This is a genomic window from Sphingomonadaceae bacterium OTU29LAMAA1 (assembly GCA_024072375.1).
In the GTDB taxonomy this organism is placed as follows: domain Bacteria; phylum Pseudomonadota; class Alphaproteobacteria; order Sphingomonadales; family Sphingomonadaceae; genus Sphingomonas.
Map to the genome: position 1 here is coordinate 2,942,971 of CP099617.1, position 14,888 is coordinate 2,957,858.

At 63.1% G+C, this 14,888-nt stretch carries 18 protein-coding genes; 8 read left to right on the forward strand and 10 right to left on the reverse strand.

What is annotated here, in order from left to right:
• The first annotated feature begins 76 nt into the window (after positions 1 to 76).
• Both NF699_14325 and NF699_14330 read left to right on the forward strand, forming a co-directional pair.
• Entirely contained in the window at positions 77 to 472 is a 396-nt protein-coding gene (locus NF699_14325; protein ID USU04211.1) for a RidA family protein, read from the forward strand.
• A gap of 1 nt (position 473) precedes the next feature.
• Entirely contained in the window at positions 474 to 1,628 is a 1,155-nt protein-coding gene (locus NF699_14330; protein USU04212.1) for an NADH:flavin oxidoreductase, read from the forward strand.
• On the opposite strand, the gene NF699_14335 is transcribed toward NF699_14330, so the two are convergent.
• Positions 1,594 to 1,992, reverse strand: coding sequence for a RidA family protein (locus tag NF699_14335; protein USU04213.1), 399 nt, complete (start codon positions 1,990 to 1,992; stop codon positions 1,594 to 1,596). The two genes, NF699_14330 and NF699_14335, sit on opposite strands and share 35 nt — an antisense overlap.
• A 129-nt stretch (positions 1,993 to 2,121) precedes the next feature.
• Here NF699_14335 and NF699_14340 point away from each other — a divergent pair, with 129 nt between their 5' ends.
• On the forward strand, positions 2,122 to 2,706 hold the full coding sequence (locus NF699_14340; GenBank protein ID USU04214.1) for a TetR/AcrR family transcriptional regulator: 585 nt from the start codon (positions 2,122 to 2,124) through the stop codon (positions 2,704 to 2,706).
• Positions 2,707 to 2,735: 29 nt separating this feature from the next.
• Here NF699_14340 and NF699_14345 read toward each other — a convergent pair whose 3' ends face one another.
• Positions 2,736 to 3,122: a helix-turn-helix transcriptional regulator gene (locus tag NF699_14345; GenBank protein ID USU04215.1), complete on the reverse strand. Its 387-nt coding sequence runs from the start codon at positions 3,120 to 3,122 to the stop codon at positions 2,736 to 2,738.
• 97 nt (positions 3,123 to 3,219) lie between these two features.
• On the opposite strand from NF699_14345, the gene NF699_14350 reads away from it, so the two are divergent.
• Positions 3,220 to 3,945: an SDR family oxidoreductase gene (locus NF699_14350; GenBank protein ID USU04216.1), complete on the forward strand. Its 726-nt coding sequence runs from the start codon at positions 3,220 to 3,222 to the stop codon at positions 3,943 to 3,945.
• Positions 3,946 to 4,045: 100 nt separating this feature from the next.
• Here the strand turns inward: NF699_14350 and NF699_14355 are convergent, their stop codons facing one another.
• Complete coding sequence (locus NF699_14355) at positions 4,046 to 4,930, reverse strand: LysR family transcriptional regulator (protein USU04217.1); 885 nt, start codon at positions 4,928 to 4,930, stop codon at positions 4,046 to 4,048.
• 100 nt (positions 4,931 to 5,030) lie between these two features.
• On the opposite strand from NF699_14355, the gene NF699_14360 reads away from it, so the two are divergent.
• A complete protein-coding gene (locus tag NF699_14360) occupies positions 5,031 to 5,870 on the forward strand; it encodes an SDR family oxidoreductase (GenBank protein USU04218.1) in 840 nt (279 codons plus the stop codon).
• Here NF699_14360 and NF699_14365 read toward each other — a convergent pair.
• Together NF699_14365 and NF699_14370 are read right to left on the reverse strand one after the other, a co-directional pair.
• Positions 5,843 to 6,094, reverse strand: coding sequence for a hypothetical protein (locus NF699_14365; protein USU04219.1), 252 nt, complete (start codon positions 6,092 to 6,094; stop codon positions 5,843 to 5,845). The genes NF699_14360 and NF699_14365 overlap by 28 nt on opposite strands.
• 75 nt (positions 6,095 to 6,169) lie before the next feature.
• Positions 6,170 to 6,760, reverse strand: a complete 591-nt coding sequence (locus tag NF699_14370; protein ID USU04220.1) for a TetR/AcrR family transcriptional regulator — start codon at positions 6,758 to 6,760, stop codon at positions 6,170 to 6,172.
• A gap of 75 nt (positions 6,761 to 6,835) precedes the next feature.
• Between NF699_14370 and bdcA the strand changes: the two genes are divergently transcribed.
• Positions 6,836 to 7,549, forward strand: coding sequence for an SDR family oxidoreductase (bdcA, locus tag NF699_14375; GenBank protein USU04221.1), 714 nt, complete (start codon positions 6,836 to 6,838; stop codon positions 7,547 to 7,549).
• 7 nt (positions 7,550 to 7,556) lie between these two features.
• Positions 7,557 to 8,204: an NAD(P)-binding domain-containing protein gene (locus NF699_14380; protein ID USU04222.1), complete on the forward strand. Its 648-nt coding sequence runs from the start codon at positions 7,557 to 7,559 to the stop codon at positions 8,202 to 8,204.
• 145 nt (positions 8,205 to 8,349) lie between these two features.
• Here the strand turns inward: NF699_14380 and NF699_14385 are convergent, their stop codons facing one another.
• Genes NF699_14385 through NF699_14400 form a run of 4 tightly spaced genes read right to left on the reverse strand, consistent with a single transcriptional unit; the run spans position 8,350 to position 13,006 of the window.
• Positions 8,350 to 9,372, reverse strand: a complete 1,023-nt coding sequence (locus tag NF699_14385) for a beta-lactamase family protein (GenBank protein USU04223.1) — start codon at positions 9,370 to 9,372, stop codon at positions 8,350 to 8,352.
• 11 nt (positions 9,373 to 9,383) lie between these two features.
• Positions 9,384 to 10,379, reverse strand: a complete 996-nt coding sequence (locus NF699_14390) for an AraC family transcriptional regulator (GenBank protein USU04224.1) — start codon at positions 10,377 to 10,379, stop codon at positions 9,384 to 9,386.
• Positions 10,380 to 10,402: 23 nt separating this feature from the next.
• Positions 10,403 to 11,881: a S41 family peptidase gene (locus tag NF699_14395; GenBank protein USU04225.1), complete on the reverse strand. Its 1,479-nt coding sequence runs from the start codon at positions 11,879 to 11,881 to the stop codon at positions 10,403 to 10,405.
• Positions 11,882 to 11,926: 45 nt separating this feature from the next.
• The gene (locus NF699_14400) at positions 11,927 to 13,006 is read right to left on the reverse strand and encodes a helix-turn-helix domain-containing protein (GenBank protein ID USU04226.1); all 1,080 of its coding nucleotides are present in this window, start codon (positions 13,004 to 13,006) and stop codon (positions 11,927 to 11,929) included.
• A 229-nt stretch (positions 13,007 to 13,235) separates the two neighbouring features.
• Here NF699_14400 and bla point away from each other — a divergent pair, with 229 nt between their 5' ends.
• Positions 13,236 to 14,162 (forward strand): class A beta-lactamase, encoded by a 927-nt coding sequence (gene bla, locus NF699_14405; protein USU04227.1) that lies wholly within the window; start codon positions 13,236 to 13,238, stop codon positions 14,160 to 14,162.
• 197 nt (positions 14,163 to 14,359) lie between these two features.
• Here bla and NF699_14410 read toward each other — a convergent pair whose 3' ends face one another.
• On the reverse strand, positions 14,360 to 14,803 hold the full coding sequence (locus NF699_14410; GenBank protein ID USU04228.1) for a hypothetical protein: 444 nt from the start codon (positions 14,801 to 14,803) through the stop codon (positions 14,360 to 14,362).
• Between the last annotated feature and the right edge of the window lie 85 nt (positions 14,804 to 14,888).

The window sequence follows — 14,888 nt, forward strand, 5'->3', positions numbered from 1 at the left end:
CTACAAGGGCGATCTCGTCGTCATCGCAGTGGCATCGGTGAGCCATTCTTACCAAACGCCGCAATGGAGAAAGACGATGACGCTTCAACAACTGGTAACGACCCCCGACAATTATGCACCTTTCCTGCTGTCGCAGGGCATCAGGCACGGCGATCTGCTGTTCATCTCGGGTCAGGCGGGCGCCGATGACGACGGCAAGATCGTCGAAGGCGGCTTTCGCGCGCAAGGTCGGCAGGCGTTCGCCAATCTGCGTCGCGCGCTTGAGGCCGGCGGCTCAAGCCTCCACGACGTCATCAAGGTGACGATCTTCGTCACCGACATGGGCAATTTTCGAGATGTCGTCGAACTGCGCCGCGAGTTCTTCTCGGCGCCGTATCCCGCGGACACGATCGCCGAGGTGAGGGCGCTGTACGATCCCGCCGTCATGATCGAGATCGAAGCGATCGCTGCCGTCCACGACGAGGAGAAGTAGGATGGCTGCCGTAAAAATAAGCGCCACGCCCGCGGCCACGCTCTTCGATCCGCTGAGGATCGGTGGCCTCGCCCTGAAGAACCGCGTGGCCGTGGCACCCATGACCCGCGTCAGCGCCACCGAAGCCGGGCAAGCGACCGCTCGCATGGCGGACTATTATGCCGGTTTTGCGGAAGGCGGCTTCGGGCTGGTCATTACCGAGGGGCTCTACACCGATCGGTCATGGTCGCAGGGCTATCTGTATCAGTCTGGGCTTTCGGACGATGCACAGCGCGATGCGTGGCGGCCGGTCGTCGATCGTGTGCATGCCGGCGGCGCGTGCTTTGTTGCGCAGTTGATGCATGCCGGAGCGCTCTCGCAAGGTAACCGCTTTCGCGCCGGAACGCGTGCGCCGTCCGCTGTCCAGCCGACCGGGCAACAGATGGCCTTTTATCGCGGCACGGGGGCCTACGCGCTTCCGGACGCGATGAGCGTGGCGGAGATCAAGGACGTGGTCGCGGGCTTCGCGTCGGCCGCGGTTCTCGCGCGCGAAGCCGGGTTCGACGGCGTCGAAATCCACGGTGCCAATGGCTATCTGCTCGACCAGTTCCTGTCGGAGCGCGTCAACGTGCGTACCGACGGCTACGGCGGTGAGGTGTCCAACAGGCTCCGTCTCACGCTCGACGTTGTGCATGCTGTCCGCAGCGCAGTCGGCGCGGACTTCACGGTCGGCGTGCGCAGTTCGCAGGGGAAGGTCAACGATTTCGCGCACAAGTGGCGCGACATCAGCGAGGCGATCGAGGTGTACACGCTGCTGGGGCAGGCGCCCGTCGACTATATCCACACCACCGAGTTCAAGGCGTGGGAACCCGCCTTTGGCGAGGGCGACAGCCTGGCTGCCCTCGCGAAACGCCATAGCGGTCGGCCGGTTCTGGCGAACGGTTCGCTTCAGGATTCGGCGCGCGCGGTGGAGATGCTTTCGACGCACGGCGCGGACATGGTGACGCTCGGCCGTGGCGCGCTAGCCAACGACGACTGGCCAAACCGGGTGGCAACAGGCGAGGGCGGCCTCGTCGACTTCGACAGCCGCATATTGTCGCCGCTCGCCGATCTTCAGAACGCCGATCGCACCGTCGCCAGAATTAAGGGCGCTTCGGAATTTGCGCGACGACCTTGATTTCGAAATCGAAACCAGCGAGCCAATTGACCCCTAGCGCGGTCCATGTCGGGTACGGCGCCTGATCGAATATCCCGCTTTTGACCGCCATGATGGTTTCGAACTGGTTTTCGGGATCGGTGTGGAAGGTGGTCACGTCGACGATGTTGTCGAACCCACACCCCCCTGCCAGCAGCGTGGCCTCCAAATTGGCGAACGCCCGCCGGACCTGCGCTTCGAAATCGGGTTCGGGCGAACCGTCGTCGCGGCTGCCGACCTGACCCGAGACGAACAGCAGATCGTTGGCGCGTACTGCTGCAGAGTAACCGTGCTCCGCGTACAAGGCGTGCCTGTCGGCGGGGAACACTGCGTCGCGCTGAGCCATGTCATCATCCTATCTTCGCTGGACATTTCAACGTGGCAGGAACACTGCATACGTCGCGTATGTGAGAGCACGGAATTATGTTTCCCGTCAATTCACATACGTTGCGTATGTCAAAAGGAGATTGCGTCTGTGCCGCAACGACGTGTCGACAAGATGGAAGAGAACCGCGCCAAGCTTGTTGCCGCAGCGCGCAAGGCGTTCGGGACGACAGGTTTCGCCAACGCCTCGATGGACGATCTGACGGCCGAAGTCGGCCTCACCCGGGGGGCGCTGTATCATAGCTTCGGCGACAAGACGGGCTTGCTGGCTGCCGTGGTGACGCAGGTCGACGGCGAGATGGCTGCGCGGGCGCAGCGCGCGGGAGCAGGTGCCGCAAGCAACTGGGAAGGGCTGCTGGCAGAGGGGGCCGCCTATATCGAGATGGCGCTGGATCCGGAGGTGCGACGGATCGTGTTGCTGGATGGTCCGGCCTTCCTGGGGGATCCTTCCCGATGGCCGAGCCAGAACGCGTGCCTGAGCGTCACCAAGGATTTGATCGAGAAATTGATAGCGGAAGGCGTCATGAAGCCGGTCGACATCGAAGCGGCATCACGCCTGCTGAGCGGCGCAGCGTTCAACGCCGCGCTTTGGGTGGCGGCTAGCGATGAACCGCAGATCGTTCTTCCCAAGGCCGTCGCCGCCTTCCGCCTCATGGCCGAAGGCTTTCTGGCCTGACTTTGGGGCGTCGGTGTTTGCGCGACGGATCATTCCTCCAGAGTACGCCGCGTTGTGGCGGCATCGAAATCCTGTTGGGCGCGCTCCATCTTGGGTCCGTTTGCCAGCGACCAGCCATAGAGCGCGGCGAACGGCTCGCGAAGCGACGCGCCCAGCGCCGTTATAGCGTACTCGACGCCGATCGGTTGGGTCGGCAGCACGCGCCGGCTGATCAGGCCGTTGCGCTCCAAGCGCTTTAGCGCATCCGCCAAGGCCTTGTGCGTGATTCCGTCCAGCCGGCGCTTGAGGTCGTTGAAGAGGGCCGGTTGCGTGCACAATACGGTGAGGATCAGGACAGTCCATTTGTTGGCGATCTGCTCGAGTATCGGTCGCGTCGCCGTTACGTCGAGCGGGAGTTCGATGGTGTCGGTCGCCACAGGTATACGCCCTCATATTTAGGCACCCCTAGGTGCGTTCTTGTGCTTAGATATATAGATTATATCTGGTCGTCACTACGACATGGAGTGAAGACAAATGAGCAAGCTTGCAGGGAAGATCGCAGTCGTCATCGGCGGTCACGAAGGCATCGGCGGCGCGATCGCGCAGCGCTTCGCAGCCGAAGGCGCCACGTTATATGCGACCAGTCGGCGCGCAGACGAGGGCGACACGGTTCACGGCGCCGGCAGGCTTCGCGCACGCCGCGTAGACGCCTCGGACCCACAGGCGCTCGACGCGTTCTATGCGACTGTTCAGCGCGAAGCCGGACGGGTGGACGTCCTGGCCGTCAGCGCCGGAATCGCCGAATTTGCGACCATCGACGCGGTCGATGAGGATCATTTCGATCGCACATTCGGTCTGAACGTGCGTGCGCTGCTGTTCGCGACCAAGGCTGCGACCGCGATCATGCCCGATGGCGGTGCGGTGGTGCTGGTGGGCTCGATCGCGGGCGGGATCGGTACCAAGGGCTACGGCGCCTATGGTGCCAGCAAGGCGGCGGTACGCGCGTTCGCCCGGACCTGGGCCAACGAGCTCGCCCCGCGCGGCATCCGCGTCAACGTCGTGGCACCGGGGCCGACCGACACCGCGATGATCGCGGCGGCCTCCGACGAGGTACGCTCGACGCTGACGCAGATGATCCCGCTCGGGCGGATGGGCCGCCCCGAGGAGGTGGCATCCGCAGCACTGTTCCTCGCCAGCGACGAGAGCAGCTTCGTTACCGGCATCGAACTGCCGGTCGATGGCGGCATGGCGCAAATCTGAGTTCGATCGAGACGGGGAAAGCGCATTCTCGGTCGCGGCGATCGGCGAGGTCGACGCAGCGGCGCAAGCAGAGGGCGATGCCGCTTGGGATCTGACGTCCCTAATGGTGCCGGAGATGATCGATAAATGCTCTCAAAGGCGGCAGAACATGCCGCCGACCGGGATAATAGAGCATGTATCGCTCATCTGCGGGGCACCATCCGCGTAGGAGTGCGCACAGCGATCCGTCGGCGATCTGTTGCGCGACCGCCTGCTCCAGCACGAACGCGATCCCCATACCCGCAACGGCCGCTTCGATCATCAGCGTCATGCGGTCGAGCGTCAGCGACCCGGGCACGTCGATGGCGTACTCTTCGCCGTCGCGAACGAACTCCCACGCGTAGCGTTCGCCCCGTGGCAACCGCGTTCGTATGCAGCGATGCTGGAGCAGGTCGCGCGGATGCAAGGGTGTACCGTGCGCATCGAGGTAGGCCGGCGAGGCGACCGGAAGAAAGCGCAGCGGATCGCCGAAGGGCACCCCGATCATGTCCCCCGGCACGGTTCGGCCAAGCCGGATACCGGCGTCGCAGCCTTCCGCGACGATATCGACCATCCGCTCCTCGTGCCGCAGGTCTAGATCGATCCCTGGGTACCGCGCGAGGAATGTCGGAACGATCCCGACCAGCAGGTAGGACGCCGCAGAGAGCGGGGCGTTGATCCGCAGGTCGCCGGATATCGGTTCGCCCGCCTCAGACGCCGTCACCGCGTCGTCGAGTTGGGCGATCAGCGGCGCAACGCGGGCCAGCAGCGCTTCGCCCTCGGGCGTCAGCGCGACGCTGCGGGTCGTGCGATTGAACAGCCGTCTCCCGAGCTTCCGCTCCAATCCGGTGACGATGTGGCTGATCGTCGAGGGGGCGATGCCCATCGCGCGCGCCGTGCTGCGAAAGCTCGCGCTGGAGGCGATGGCGAGGGCGATCCGCCATTCCTGCAGGGATGGTTTGTCCATTGGTGGCGTGTATCGAACACGCCGTTCGTTCTCCACGTCATTATATCAAGTATCACGAACAGCCACATCTCTGACGACGATCACCATAGGGATGCATGACATGGCCAACACATGGCTTATCACCGGCGCCAACTCGGGCTTCGGCAAGTTGATGACCGAAGCGCTGCTGGCCCGCGGCGACAGCGTCGCTGCGCTGGTACGGACGCCCGAGACGCTGCAGGCAATCGATGCCGGCGATCACTCGGGGCGGCTGATCCCGTTGCGACTGGACCTCACCGACGATGCGACGATCGTTAGCGCGGTCGATCGCGCATTCGCGGAGCTCGGCCGCATCGACGTGGTGGTCAGCAACGCCGGCTACGGGACGTTCGGCGCGATCGAAGAGCTATCGCCGGCGCAGATAAGGCGGCAGCTCGAGACGAATCTGATCGGCACCATCCTGTTCATCCGCGCCGTCCTGCTGCGTCTGCGCCGGCAGGGCGGGGGGCGCATCGTGCAAGTGTCGTCCGAAGGTGGCCGGATCGCCTATCCAGGCTTTTCGACCTATCATGCCAGCAAATGGGGCCAGGAGGGCTTCGTCGAGGCGGTCGCGCAGGAAGTGCGGTCGTTCGGGATCGAGATGTCGCTGGTCGAACCCGGGCCGACCGGCACCAACTTCCTAAGCGGCGTCGACATGGGCGATCCGCTGCCGGACTATGCCGGAAGCCCGGTTGCCGGCCTGCGCGATGCGTTGCAGGGCGGCGGCTTCGACGTAACCTACGGCGACCCTGTCCTCATCGCACAGGCGATCATCGCGCTTGCAGAAGCGCGAGAAATGCCGCTCCGCGCGCCGCTCGGCAGCGTCGCGTGGGAGAATATCAACCGGGAAGCGCGTGCCCGGCTCGAACTGCTCTCGACGCAAAGGGATGCCGCCTACGCCTGCGACGAGGAGACGGCCTGATCAGCAGGTCGCGAAGGCACTGGTCGCGGGACGATCGTCCATCCGCTGCGTCGGCCGAGGGTCGGTGAGCGGATCGGCGGCAGCCGATCCATGATCGCGGTCAGCGCCAGCGCGGTCTGCAGCTCGATTGCGCTATGGCCCGCGTTGGTCCGGACGTAGCTGACCGGCGTCGCTCCTACGGCGGCCATGGCCTCGATCAACGCGATGCCTGGGTCAGCGGGCACACCTGTCCTTCATGTTCGGGCAGATCTTACGCGATCAAGTCGCCCCTCGTCGCACAGGTTGAGCCGAGCTGCAGCTTAGCTGGAACAAGCCTGCGCAACGGCCAGCCCGGCCAGGCGGGCGGTAGCTAGGAGCTGATCCAAGCCGTGCCCGGTGCGGGCCTTAGCCGACAGTCCGGACATCGTCGTGCTCACAAAGTCCGTCAATTCCACCGCCTGGTCAGGGCAGCGAACAGCGAGGTAGTCGCGGATCACGCCTTCGGCGCCGAGATTGTAGGCAAGGGCAGCTTCGCGCGCGTCCCGATCAGCGGAGCGGACACCTTCCAGAACGAGGCACCCGGCCGCTTTGGGGTCGGCTGCGTAGTATTGAGCCGCCTCCTCAAGGACAGCAGTCAGGCACTCCGATACCGGGCGGTCACCGCGAAGCAGACTGGCAAGAGGTACGGCGTTGATGTCATTGTAGCGCGTGAGCACACGAGCGTAGAGCCCGGCCTTGCTGCCGAAGGCAGCGTAGAAGCTCGGTGGGTTGATGCCGAGCGCAGCGGTCAGATCCGCGACGCTGACCCCATCATAACCGCGTGCGTGAAACAGATGCTGGGCCGTGGCGACCGCTTCTTCCGGATCGAAGCAGCGAGGGCGGCCACGCCCGCGAGGTTTATCTGTAGTCACTATTACAATAATCCTTGACCTGCATCTCCGGAGTTTTATGTAGCGAGTCTTACATTAAAACTCAAGGAAAGTGTCATGGCGACGTTTCAGGGAAAGTCCGTCCTCGTTCTCGGAGGGAGCCGCGGGATCGGGGCAGCGATCGTTCGGCGGTTCGCTTCGGAAGGCGCCGCAGTGACCTTCACCTATGCCGGGTCGCGGGACGCAGCCGAGCGACTGGCGGCAGACACTGGCAGTATTGCCGTTCAAACCGATAGCGCGGATCGCGACGCGGTGATCGCGCGAGTTAGGGAAACCGGACCGCTCGACGTGCTCGTCGTAAACTCCGGTTTCGCGATCTTCGGCGATGCGCTGGAACAGGATCCGGACGAGATCGATCGCCTGTTCAGGGTCAACGTCCATGCGCCTTATCACGCTTCGGTCGAAGCGGCCCGGCAGATGCCGGAAGGCGGTAGGATCGTCGTGATCGGCTCTGTAAACGGCGATCGCATGCCGGTGCCTGGCATGGCCTCATACGCCCTGAGCAAATCAGCACTGCAAGGATTGGCCCGCGGGCTGGCGCGCGACTTTGGACCTCGCGGGATCACGATCAACGTCGTGCAGCCAGGTCCCATCGACACTGACGCAAACCCGGAAGATGGACCGATGAAGGAGCTGATGCACGGGTTCATGGCGATCAAGCGTCATGGCCGCCCCGAGGAGGTCGCCGGCATGGTGGCCTGGCTGGCAGGGCCTGAGGCGGGCTTCGTGACCGGTGCCATGCACACGATCGACGGCGCGTTCGGGGCATAGAGCGGCAATGACGACTATCGGCATCATCGGCGCGGGCGAGGTGGGCAGCCACCTCGCCCGCGCGGCGGTCGCGAGCGGCTATACGGTCGTGATCGCCAACTCGCGCGGACCTGAGACATTGGCGGAACTGGTGGACCAGCTCGGCCCGGCTGCACGGGCAGCAAATGCGGTCGACGCTGCTGTGGCTGGCGATTTCGTCGTCATCGCCGTCCCCCTCAAGCTCGTGAACGACATGCCTGTCGATGCACTTGCCGGCAAGATCGTGATCGACACGAACAACTACATGCCGTGGCGAGACGGAAGCTACCCAGTCGTGGACTCTGGAGAGAAGACCGAGCACGAGCTACGACAGGAGCAGCTTTCCGCCTCCAAGGTGGTGAAGGCATTCACGCACATACAGGCGCCTCGGATCCTGACCTGGGGGCGGCCAGCTGACTCACCTGACCGGCTAGCCTTATCCGCATCCAGTGACTTTCCTGAAGCTGTGGCTGTCGTCGCACACCTTTACGGCGAATTTGGCTTTGACACCGTCGACAACAGTCCACTCAGCGAGTCCTGGCGGACACGCCCGGGCCAACCTGCCTGGAAGCAAAGTGCGCAGTCTCGCTCGGAACTCGCTGCCAATATCGCTCGTGCGCTTCGGACGGGAACATGAACGAACGGCTGCTTTGCGGAGGCGCGATAATGGTCGCGAATGTCAGCTTCTGGGTCCTGCCGGCCGAGGACCTTCCTTTTCGGGACGCGCGCAACGGTGCGCACGGGAATTCGTCAAATCAACTCGGCCGGGCGTAGGCAGCTTGCTACGGCCGGTCCGTTGCAAGGATGGCCTTCAGGATCGCTTCCGATCGCCGCTGGCCGTAGCCGCGACCGTAAGCACTGGACGTGACAGCAACTACCATATGGTGGCTCGGAATCACATATATCTTGTTACCGCCGTTGCCCGACGCGAAGGAAACGGGGACTGGTTTGCCATTGATCTGCTGAACCTTCGAATACCAGAAATAGCCATAGCCCTCAGCGTAAGGATCGCTGTCGGCGATGCCGACTTTCGGAGCAAGCGCGTTCCGTATCCATTCCGCGCTGACGATGCGGTGGCCCCGATACAGGCCTTCCCCCCGCACCATTTCGCCGATCGTCGCGAAATCACGTGTCGTCAGAGACAGGTTGCCTTGGCCTTTAGTGTAGCCAGCGGCATCCGACGCCCATTCCCAGCGACGGATATCTAGCGGCAAGAACAGCGAAGCCCGTGCGAAATCAGCCATTGATTGCCCGGCTGCCTTCGCGACGACGACCCCGGCGGTATAGGCGGTGACTGAGTTGTAGCGATATCGCGACCCGGGTGGATCGGCGCGGGGGATGGAACGCAAGAATACCAGTGGATCGGGAGCTGCATCGAGCTTGTCCTCGTTGCCCGGCGATGCGGCATCCTCATCGAACGCGGCCAGCCCTGAACGCATCGTCAGGACATCCGTGATGGCCACGTCGCCTATCGCGCTGCCCTTGGCCTCGGGCCAATAGGTGGCAACAGTATCGGCCACTCCATGAATCTTGCCCCGGTCGATCGCTATACCGACGAGCAAGGCGGTGATGCTCTTCCCGGCCGAACGGATGTCGTGAAGGGTGTTCGCCACTTCGCCATTGTAATAGCGCTCTGCGACCACGCGCCCATCGCAAAGTACGACGACCCCACGCAGATCGGGGTGTTCGTCATGCTCAAAGGCGGCAAGAGCCTTGGCGATAGCGGGATCGATAGGCGGAGCAGGGGCCGCAGCGGACAATACGACAGCGCATACCGCAACAGTGAAAGCTTTGACTGATACCACCGACAGGGTTCCTAAAGGGACGAAGCCGGTTCCTGCCGCAAGGCGGCGTCCGTGTCTTGTATCCGCGCAACATGGCGTGATTTACGCCACTGTGTGGGAGTGGTGTCGAGGCGACTCTGAAAGTTTCGGGCCAGATGAGCCTGATCGACAAAGCCGGCCGATTGCGCAACATCAGCAAGTGAAGCGACACCCTTTCCGAGCATCGCTGCCGCTCGTTCCAATCGATGGCCGCGTAGGTATTCGCCGGGCGAACACCCGAGAAAGCGTTTGAACACACGAGCAAGATGGACGGGATGGACCCCGGCATCCGATGCGACCTTGGCAACGGAGATATCGGGATCGTCGCTGGTGAATATCAACTCGACCGCACGGCCGAGCCAGCACGGTGGATAATCTGCCTTTCGCGGCTCGTCAGACGAGAGCGGCAGCACAAGGCCACGAAGTTGCAGGGTGCAGGCTTCCAGCCTGAACGGCGTCGCCGTATCGATCTGATGCGCAATGTCATGGGCAAGTCGATACGCATAGGGATCGCGCAAGCAGAGAGCCGCAGCCTCGGAGCCTGTCCCGCCTGATATGGCGAGAAAGCGGCCCCTGCCGCCGTAGAACCGATCCTGATGTGTTGTGCCTGGCGGATTGTAGATCAGAACCGGCGTATCGGACACCAGCGGGGCGTCGTTTGCCGATGACATGTAGCCGCCAGCGAGTACTAGGACGAAATGCGCTTCATCATGACTGTGTCGCCGGACTTCCTCCTCGGGTGCGTTCGCGGTCAGCAGATGGAAGCTGAAACCCCCGGCCTGCCGACCATCTGGGCCGCTGCCCCAGAAATCCATTCTTCCTCGCCTGAGAACCATGAGGGTGCGTTTGCACCAACCTTGACTATCGCGCCAGCTAACGCCGGTCGGCACGCGTTGCTTCTTATTTCTGCGAGCGGGACATTTTCGGGAGGCTTCCGGCGTTCCCAGATCTCGATCCCAATAGGGAGCCTCGGCCGTCTCGATCGCCATTCCCAATCGGGAAGACTGATAGTTCAACTTACCACGACGACCGCCCGCATCAGCGCGGCATCCCGTTCGGCTTGAATATTGGCAATCCGGGCCGACACGGTGATATCGGGCATTATTCCAGCATCCGGCTGTGATGTATCAGGCCAATAGGCGATCAGCGGCAGATCGACCTCGACGCCTGATGCCGGCAACCCGACAAAGAAAAAGGCACCGCCGTTGATGCCACGGCGGTTGCCGCCGGTCTGCTCGCCAACCAGCGTTCCCAGCCGCTGACGCTGCATGAGGCCTGCGAAGCCGAAGGTCGCCGAAGCGTTCTTAGGGCCGACGAGAACGGCGACCCTGCCGGCGAACCGGCGACCCTTGGGCAGGATAGTGTCGGTGTCGGACGCGTCGCCGGGACGGGTCAGAGTGTAAAAGCCGGCCGCGTCAGGACCGATTGCCGACGCTCCCCAATCCTTGAAGCTGCGATCCCAGGTTTTAAGGTAGGGGGCCAGCCGATCGGGTATCTTGCGGTAGCGTACATGGCGGGAATAGCTGTCGGCGGGCAGCGGCGCTTCGATCAGGCGGGCGATGATCGCCGCCCCGCAATCGAGCCCTCCCCCATTGTCACGCACGTCGATGACGAAGCCCGAGAGTTGGCGATCGACGGCGGTGTCCAGACTGGCGTCGATGAAGCCCTGCCAATCCCATTTTTCATGGAAAACCGTCCAGGTCGGCATGGTTAGGATGCCGACCTGGCCGCGCACCTCGAACGTCCAGCCATAGGGGGAATCCTTGGAGGGATGGCGCAACGCCCCGTTGCGCGCTGCGGCCGTGATCAAGGGGCAAACGATCGTTTCGTCTCTGCCGGTGATCCGCACCACCACACGGGCCGAGGGGCCGGACGATGGGAACAGCAGCGCCCGGAGCACGTCGAATGTCGGCTCATCGGCATCACCGGGTATGCCGAGGTCGGCTACCTTCCGCGCATCGTTGCTGCCGTCCGTGCGGGCATAAGGGAGCATTTTCGCCAGCATGTCGCGTGCGCTGATACCGTCGATCGCGACGGCCTCGCTTCCGATCGGCAGATGATGCCCGCTGCCGAGATCGGCGGTGACGATCATGCGCCGGTCCAGCCATCTGAAGGCGAACGGTAAGCGATCGGGCTTGCCGAACAGTGCCGACGCGACGGCCTGTGTCTGGTTGGCGGGGTTGGGAAAGCTGTGACCGCACCGGATGCTGGCGGTAAACGCCGACAGCGCCAGGTAGAAATCTCCCAGCGTATGGGGCGTCGCGGCGAAGCGATCGAGGCGCTGGCGCTGGCGCTGGAAGTTCGCCGGGGTCAGATAGCGATAGAGGCCGGGATGCAAGCTGGCATAGGCGTCGCACAGGATGGCGATATCTGATCGCATCGCCACGGGTGACAGCAGCGTATCGTTCGCCTTGGCGGGAGCGGGCAGAAAGGCGGTTGCGACTAGGCCCGACGCTCCCGTCAGAAGGTGCCGGCGATCGAGATGTATCATGGTCTTGCTCCGAGCGGATGTGCCCCGAGCCGATGCCGATGCCGGTCAGGTGTTGCGCTGCAAATCCGGGCGTTCCGCGTCATTTTTGACGGTTGAGACGCGACGATAGGTCGAAGGCGTGACGCCGAACCGCTCCTTGAAAACGCGGTTGAAGGTCGCCTTCGATCCGAAGCCGGCATCGATCGCGAGCGTCAGGATATCGCCATCGGTGCCGTCCCGCAGGCGGACGGCAACATGCTCGACGCGCAGCCCGTTGATCGCTTCGGCGAACCCTAGCCCCAGCCCCTCGTTGAGGCCGCGGGACAGATAGGCGGTGTTGGTCCCCAGCCTGCGGGCCAGCTCGGCAAGATCGAGGTCCGGATCGCGCCACCATCCATGCGCTTCGATCCGGTCCATCCATCCGGCCGCGATCGGCCGCCAGTCGCGCTCGATTGGCTCCACGATCGGCTGCGGTCGGGCGTCGGCCTGCCGCCAGCCCTCAATCGCCAGATAATTGCCGACGACAGCCAGCACGACGTAGAAACCGAACATATCGAAGTAAGAGAGCGGCGCGATCAACGCATCAGCGATCAGGTATCCCGTCCGCACCGTCGCTATTGCTGCATAGGCGATCAGCACGGCCCGCACGCGCCTCGCCGCGGCGAGGTCGGATCGGCGTGCCATGAGCCAGCCTCGATGCCGGCGCAGCGCACGCAGGGCTGCAACGGCATATCCGACCATCGACGCTACCAGCAGCGCCGCAAGGATTGGGTCAAGCCAAGGGCGTTGCACCTGCTGGTCGAACGCGCCGCGCAGATCGAGCGGCAGGCAGAAAGCGACAGCCTGATAAGCGAACTGGGCCACCGGCAACGCGGCGTGCCAACGGGGTATCGGGCGATTGAAGATCAGGGCGTTCAGATGCGCGTAGAGCAATGGCCCCATTGCCAGAGGAACGGCGAACGGCGCGAACGAAAGCCACGGCCATCGATCGTAGAAACCTGCATAGCCGATAGTGAACGGCGTCAGCACGCCGCACAGAACGATCAGCAACGCTCCGAGAGAGCGTCGCGCCATCCCGCCCGGCCCGATGATGGCAGCCGCCAGTACCAGCATCTGTGCCTCGAACAGACCGAGGATGAGGGACATAGGACCGATGCTCACATGACCATCAGCCCCGCCCCACCGACAACGTCAATGGGTGATCGAGGTGGACAGGCGAAGGCGTTATGGTTCTCGAAATACGAGACTGGGCAGGTTGCGAGAACGCTGGCGTTTTCTCTTTTCCCGATCCCTTTGAGAAAGCGCCGACCCTCCTGATCACCGTTCGTTTGCGGTAATATAGCCTTCGTGATCTTAACGATGATATGCCGCTTTTATGAAAGCTCCCTCCTACACATCGCTGACGTTCGATCGGCGTACTACGCTGATCGGTGGGGCTGCCCTGCTGCTTCCCGGCTGCCTATCACATGCGCGAACGATACTACCGGAAACCACCAGCATCGGCGAACTTCGTGCGCTTGAGGAGAACGCGGATGGTCGTCTCGGGGCGTATGTTTTCGATCCTGTGCGGGGAACAGCGTTTGGCTGGCGAGAAAACGAGCGTTTCACCCATGCCAGTTCGTTCAAGATGTCCTTAGCTGCCATGCTGCTCGCTAAGGCCGACGCAGGCCAAATCGATCTGAGGGAAACTCTTCGCTGGACGAAAGAGGATATGCTCCCCGTCAGTCCGGTGACCAGTGTGAACCTGGGGAAAGGTCTTTCCGTCCAGGAGTTAGCTCGGGCGGCACTCGTCACTAGCGACAATACGGCAGCTAATGTCCTGATGCGTCGGTTCGGCGGTCCATCGCAACTCACAGCGTTCTGGCGATCGATCGGCGACAAGAGTAGCCGGCTTGACCGATACGAGCCCGAACTTAACGTCACCCCGCCGGGGACCGATCTCGATACCACTACACCCGCCGCCATGGCCGCAACGTCGGCTGCGCTAGTCTATGGCACCATCCTCACCGCAGAAAGCCGCGCGATGCTCCGGGCATGGATGGCAGAAGTCAAAACAGGACAGGACCGGATCCGTTCGGGCTTCCCTACCAACTGGATCTCCGGAGATAAAACGGGAACTGGGATTGGTAAGACGAAGCACATCTACGTCGATCTCGCCTTTGGTGGACCGGCCGGGCGGAGCCCCCTGATCGTCACGGCTTATTTTGAACCGGCGCGACTTGCCGAACCAATGGACCGGGATGCCGTTGCCGTGCTTGCAACAGTTGGGCGCGTCGCAGCCGCGAGTTTGTCCGACACCTGATCCTCAATTTTCGGCTACGGACTTTCCCATAATTCGATCCCTTCGAGAAAGCCTGGCAGTCAGAGGGAGGGGCTCGCCGTCCTAACTTCACTTTGGGCGCGGACATGAACGAGTGTCTGAAGTTGGGAAGCCGGAAAGGGCGCGCGAATGTCCGGGTGTGGGTCGTCGGCGAGCTTCTGATTTCAGGAAATTGGTTTTTATCGGCTTAGCCGCTGCCGGGTGAGGCGAGGATCCTCATAGAGGTCGCGGCAGGCGCGCAGTCGGAAGCGGTTCCACCAGCGCTGCCAGCGGTGCTCGGCGGCATCGTGAAGGATATGGCAGCGCTGGCATAACGCCTTGAGATTGTCGGGCGCGCTATTGCCCGGATCATGGTCGAGATGCGCGCAGGCGAGTACCACCTTGGTGATCCGCACCGCGCCGAGCGCGACCCCGGTTTTGATCGCGATGCGCCGGCCGCGGTCGCTCCGCCAGCAGCGTGCCTCGCCATCCCACCAGCGCCCATCGCCGAGATGGGCGACGTGGCGCAGATGCGGCCGCCCGCATTGTTCGCAGCGTGCACCGGCGCGGCGGAAGCGGACGGTCGCCGACAGCTGCTGCCAGTCTATCGGATAGAGCCAGCGGTTCTCGGGGCGGATCGGCATGCTGATTCTATGAGTCAGCCGCAGGCAGAACAAAAGGGAAATCTGCCGGCAAGGTGATCCTTCGGTGGACGAGCTACTCAGATGA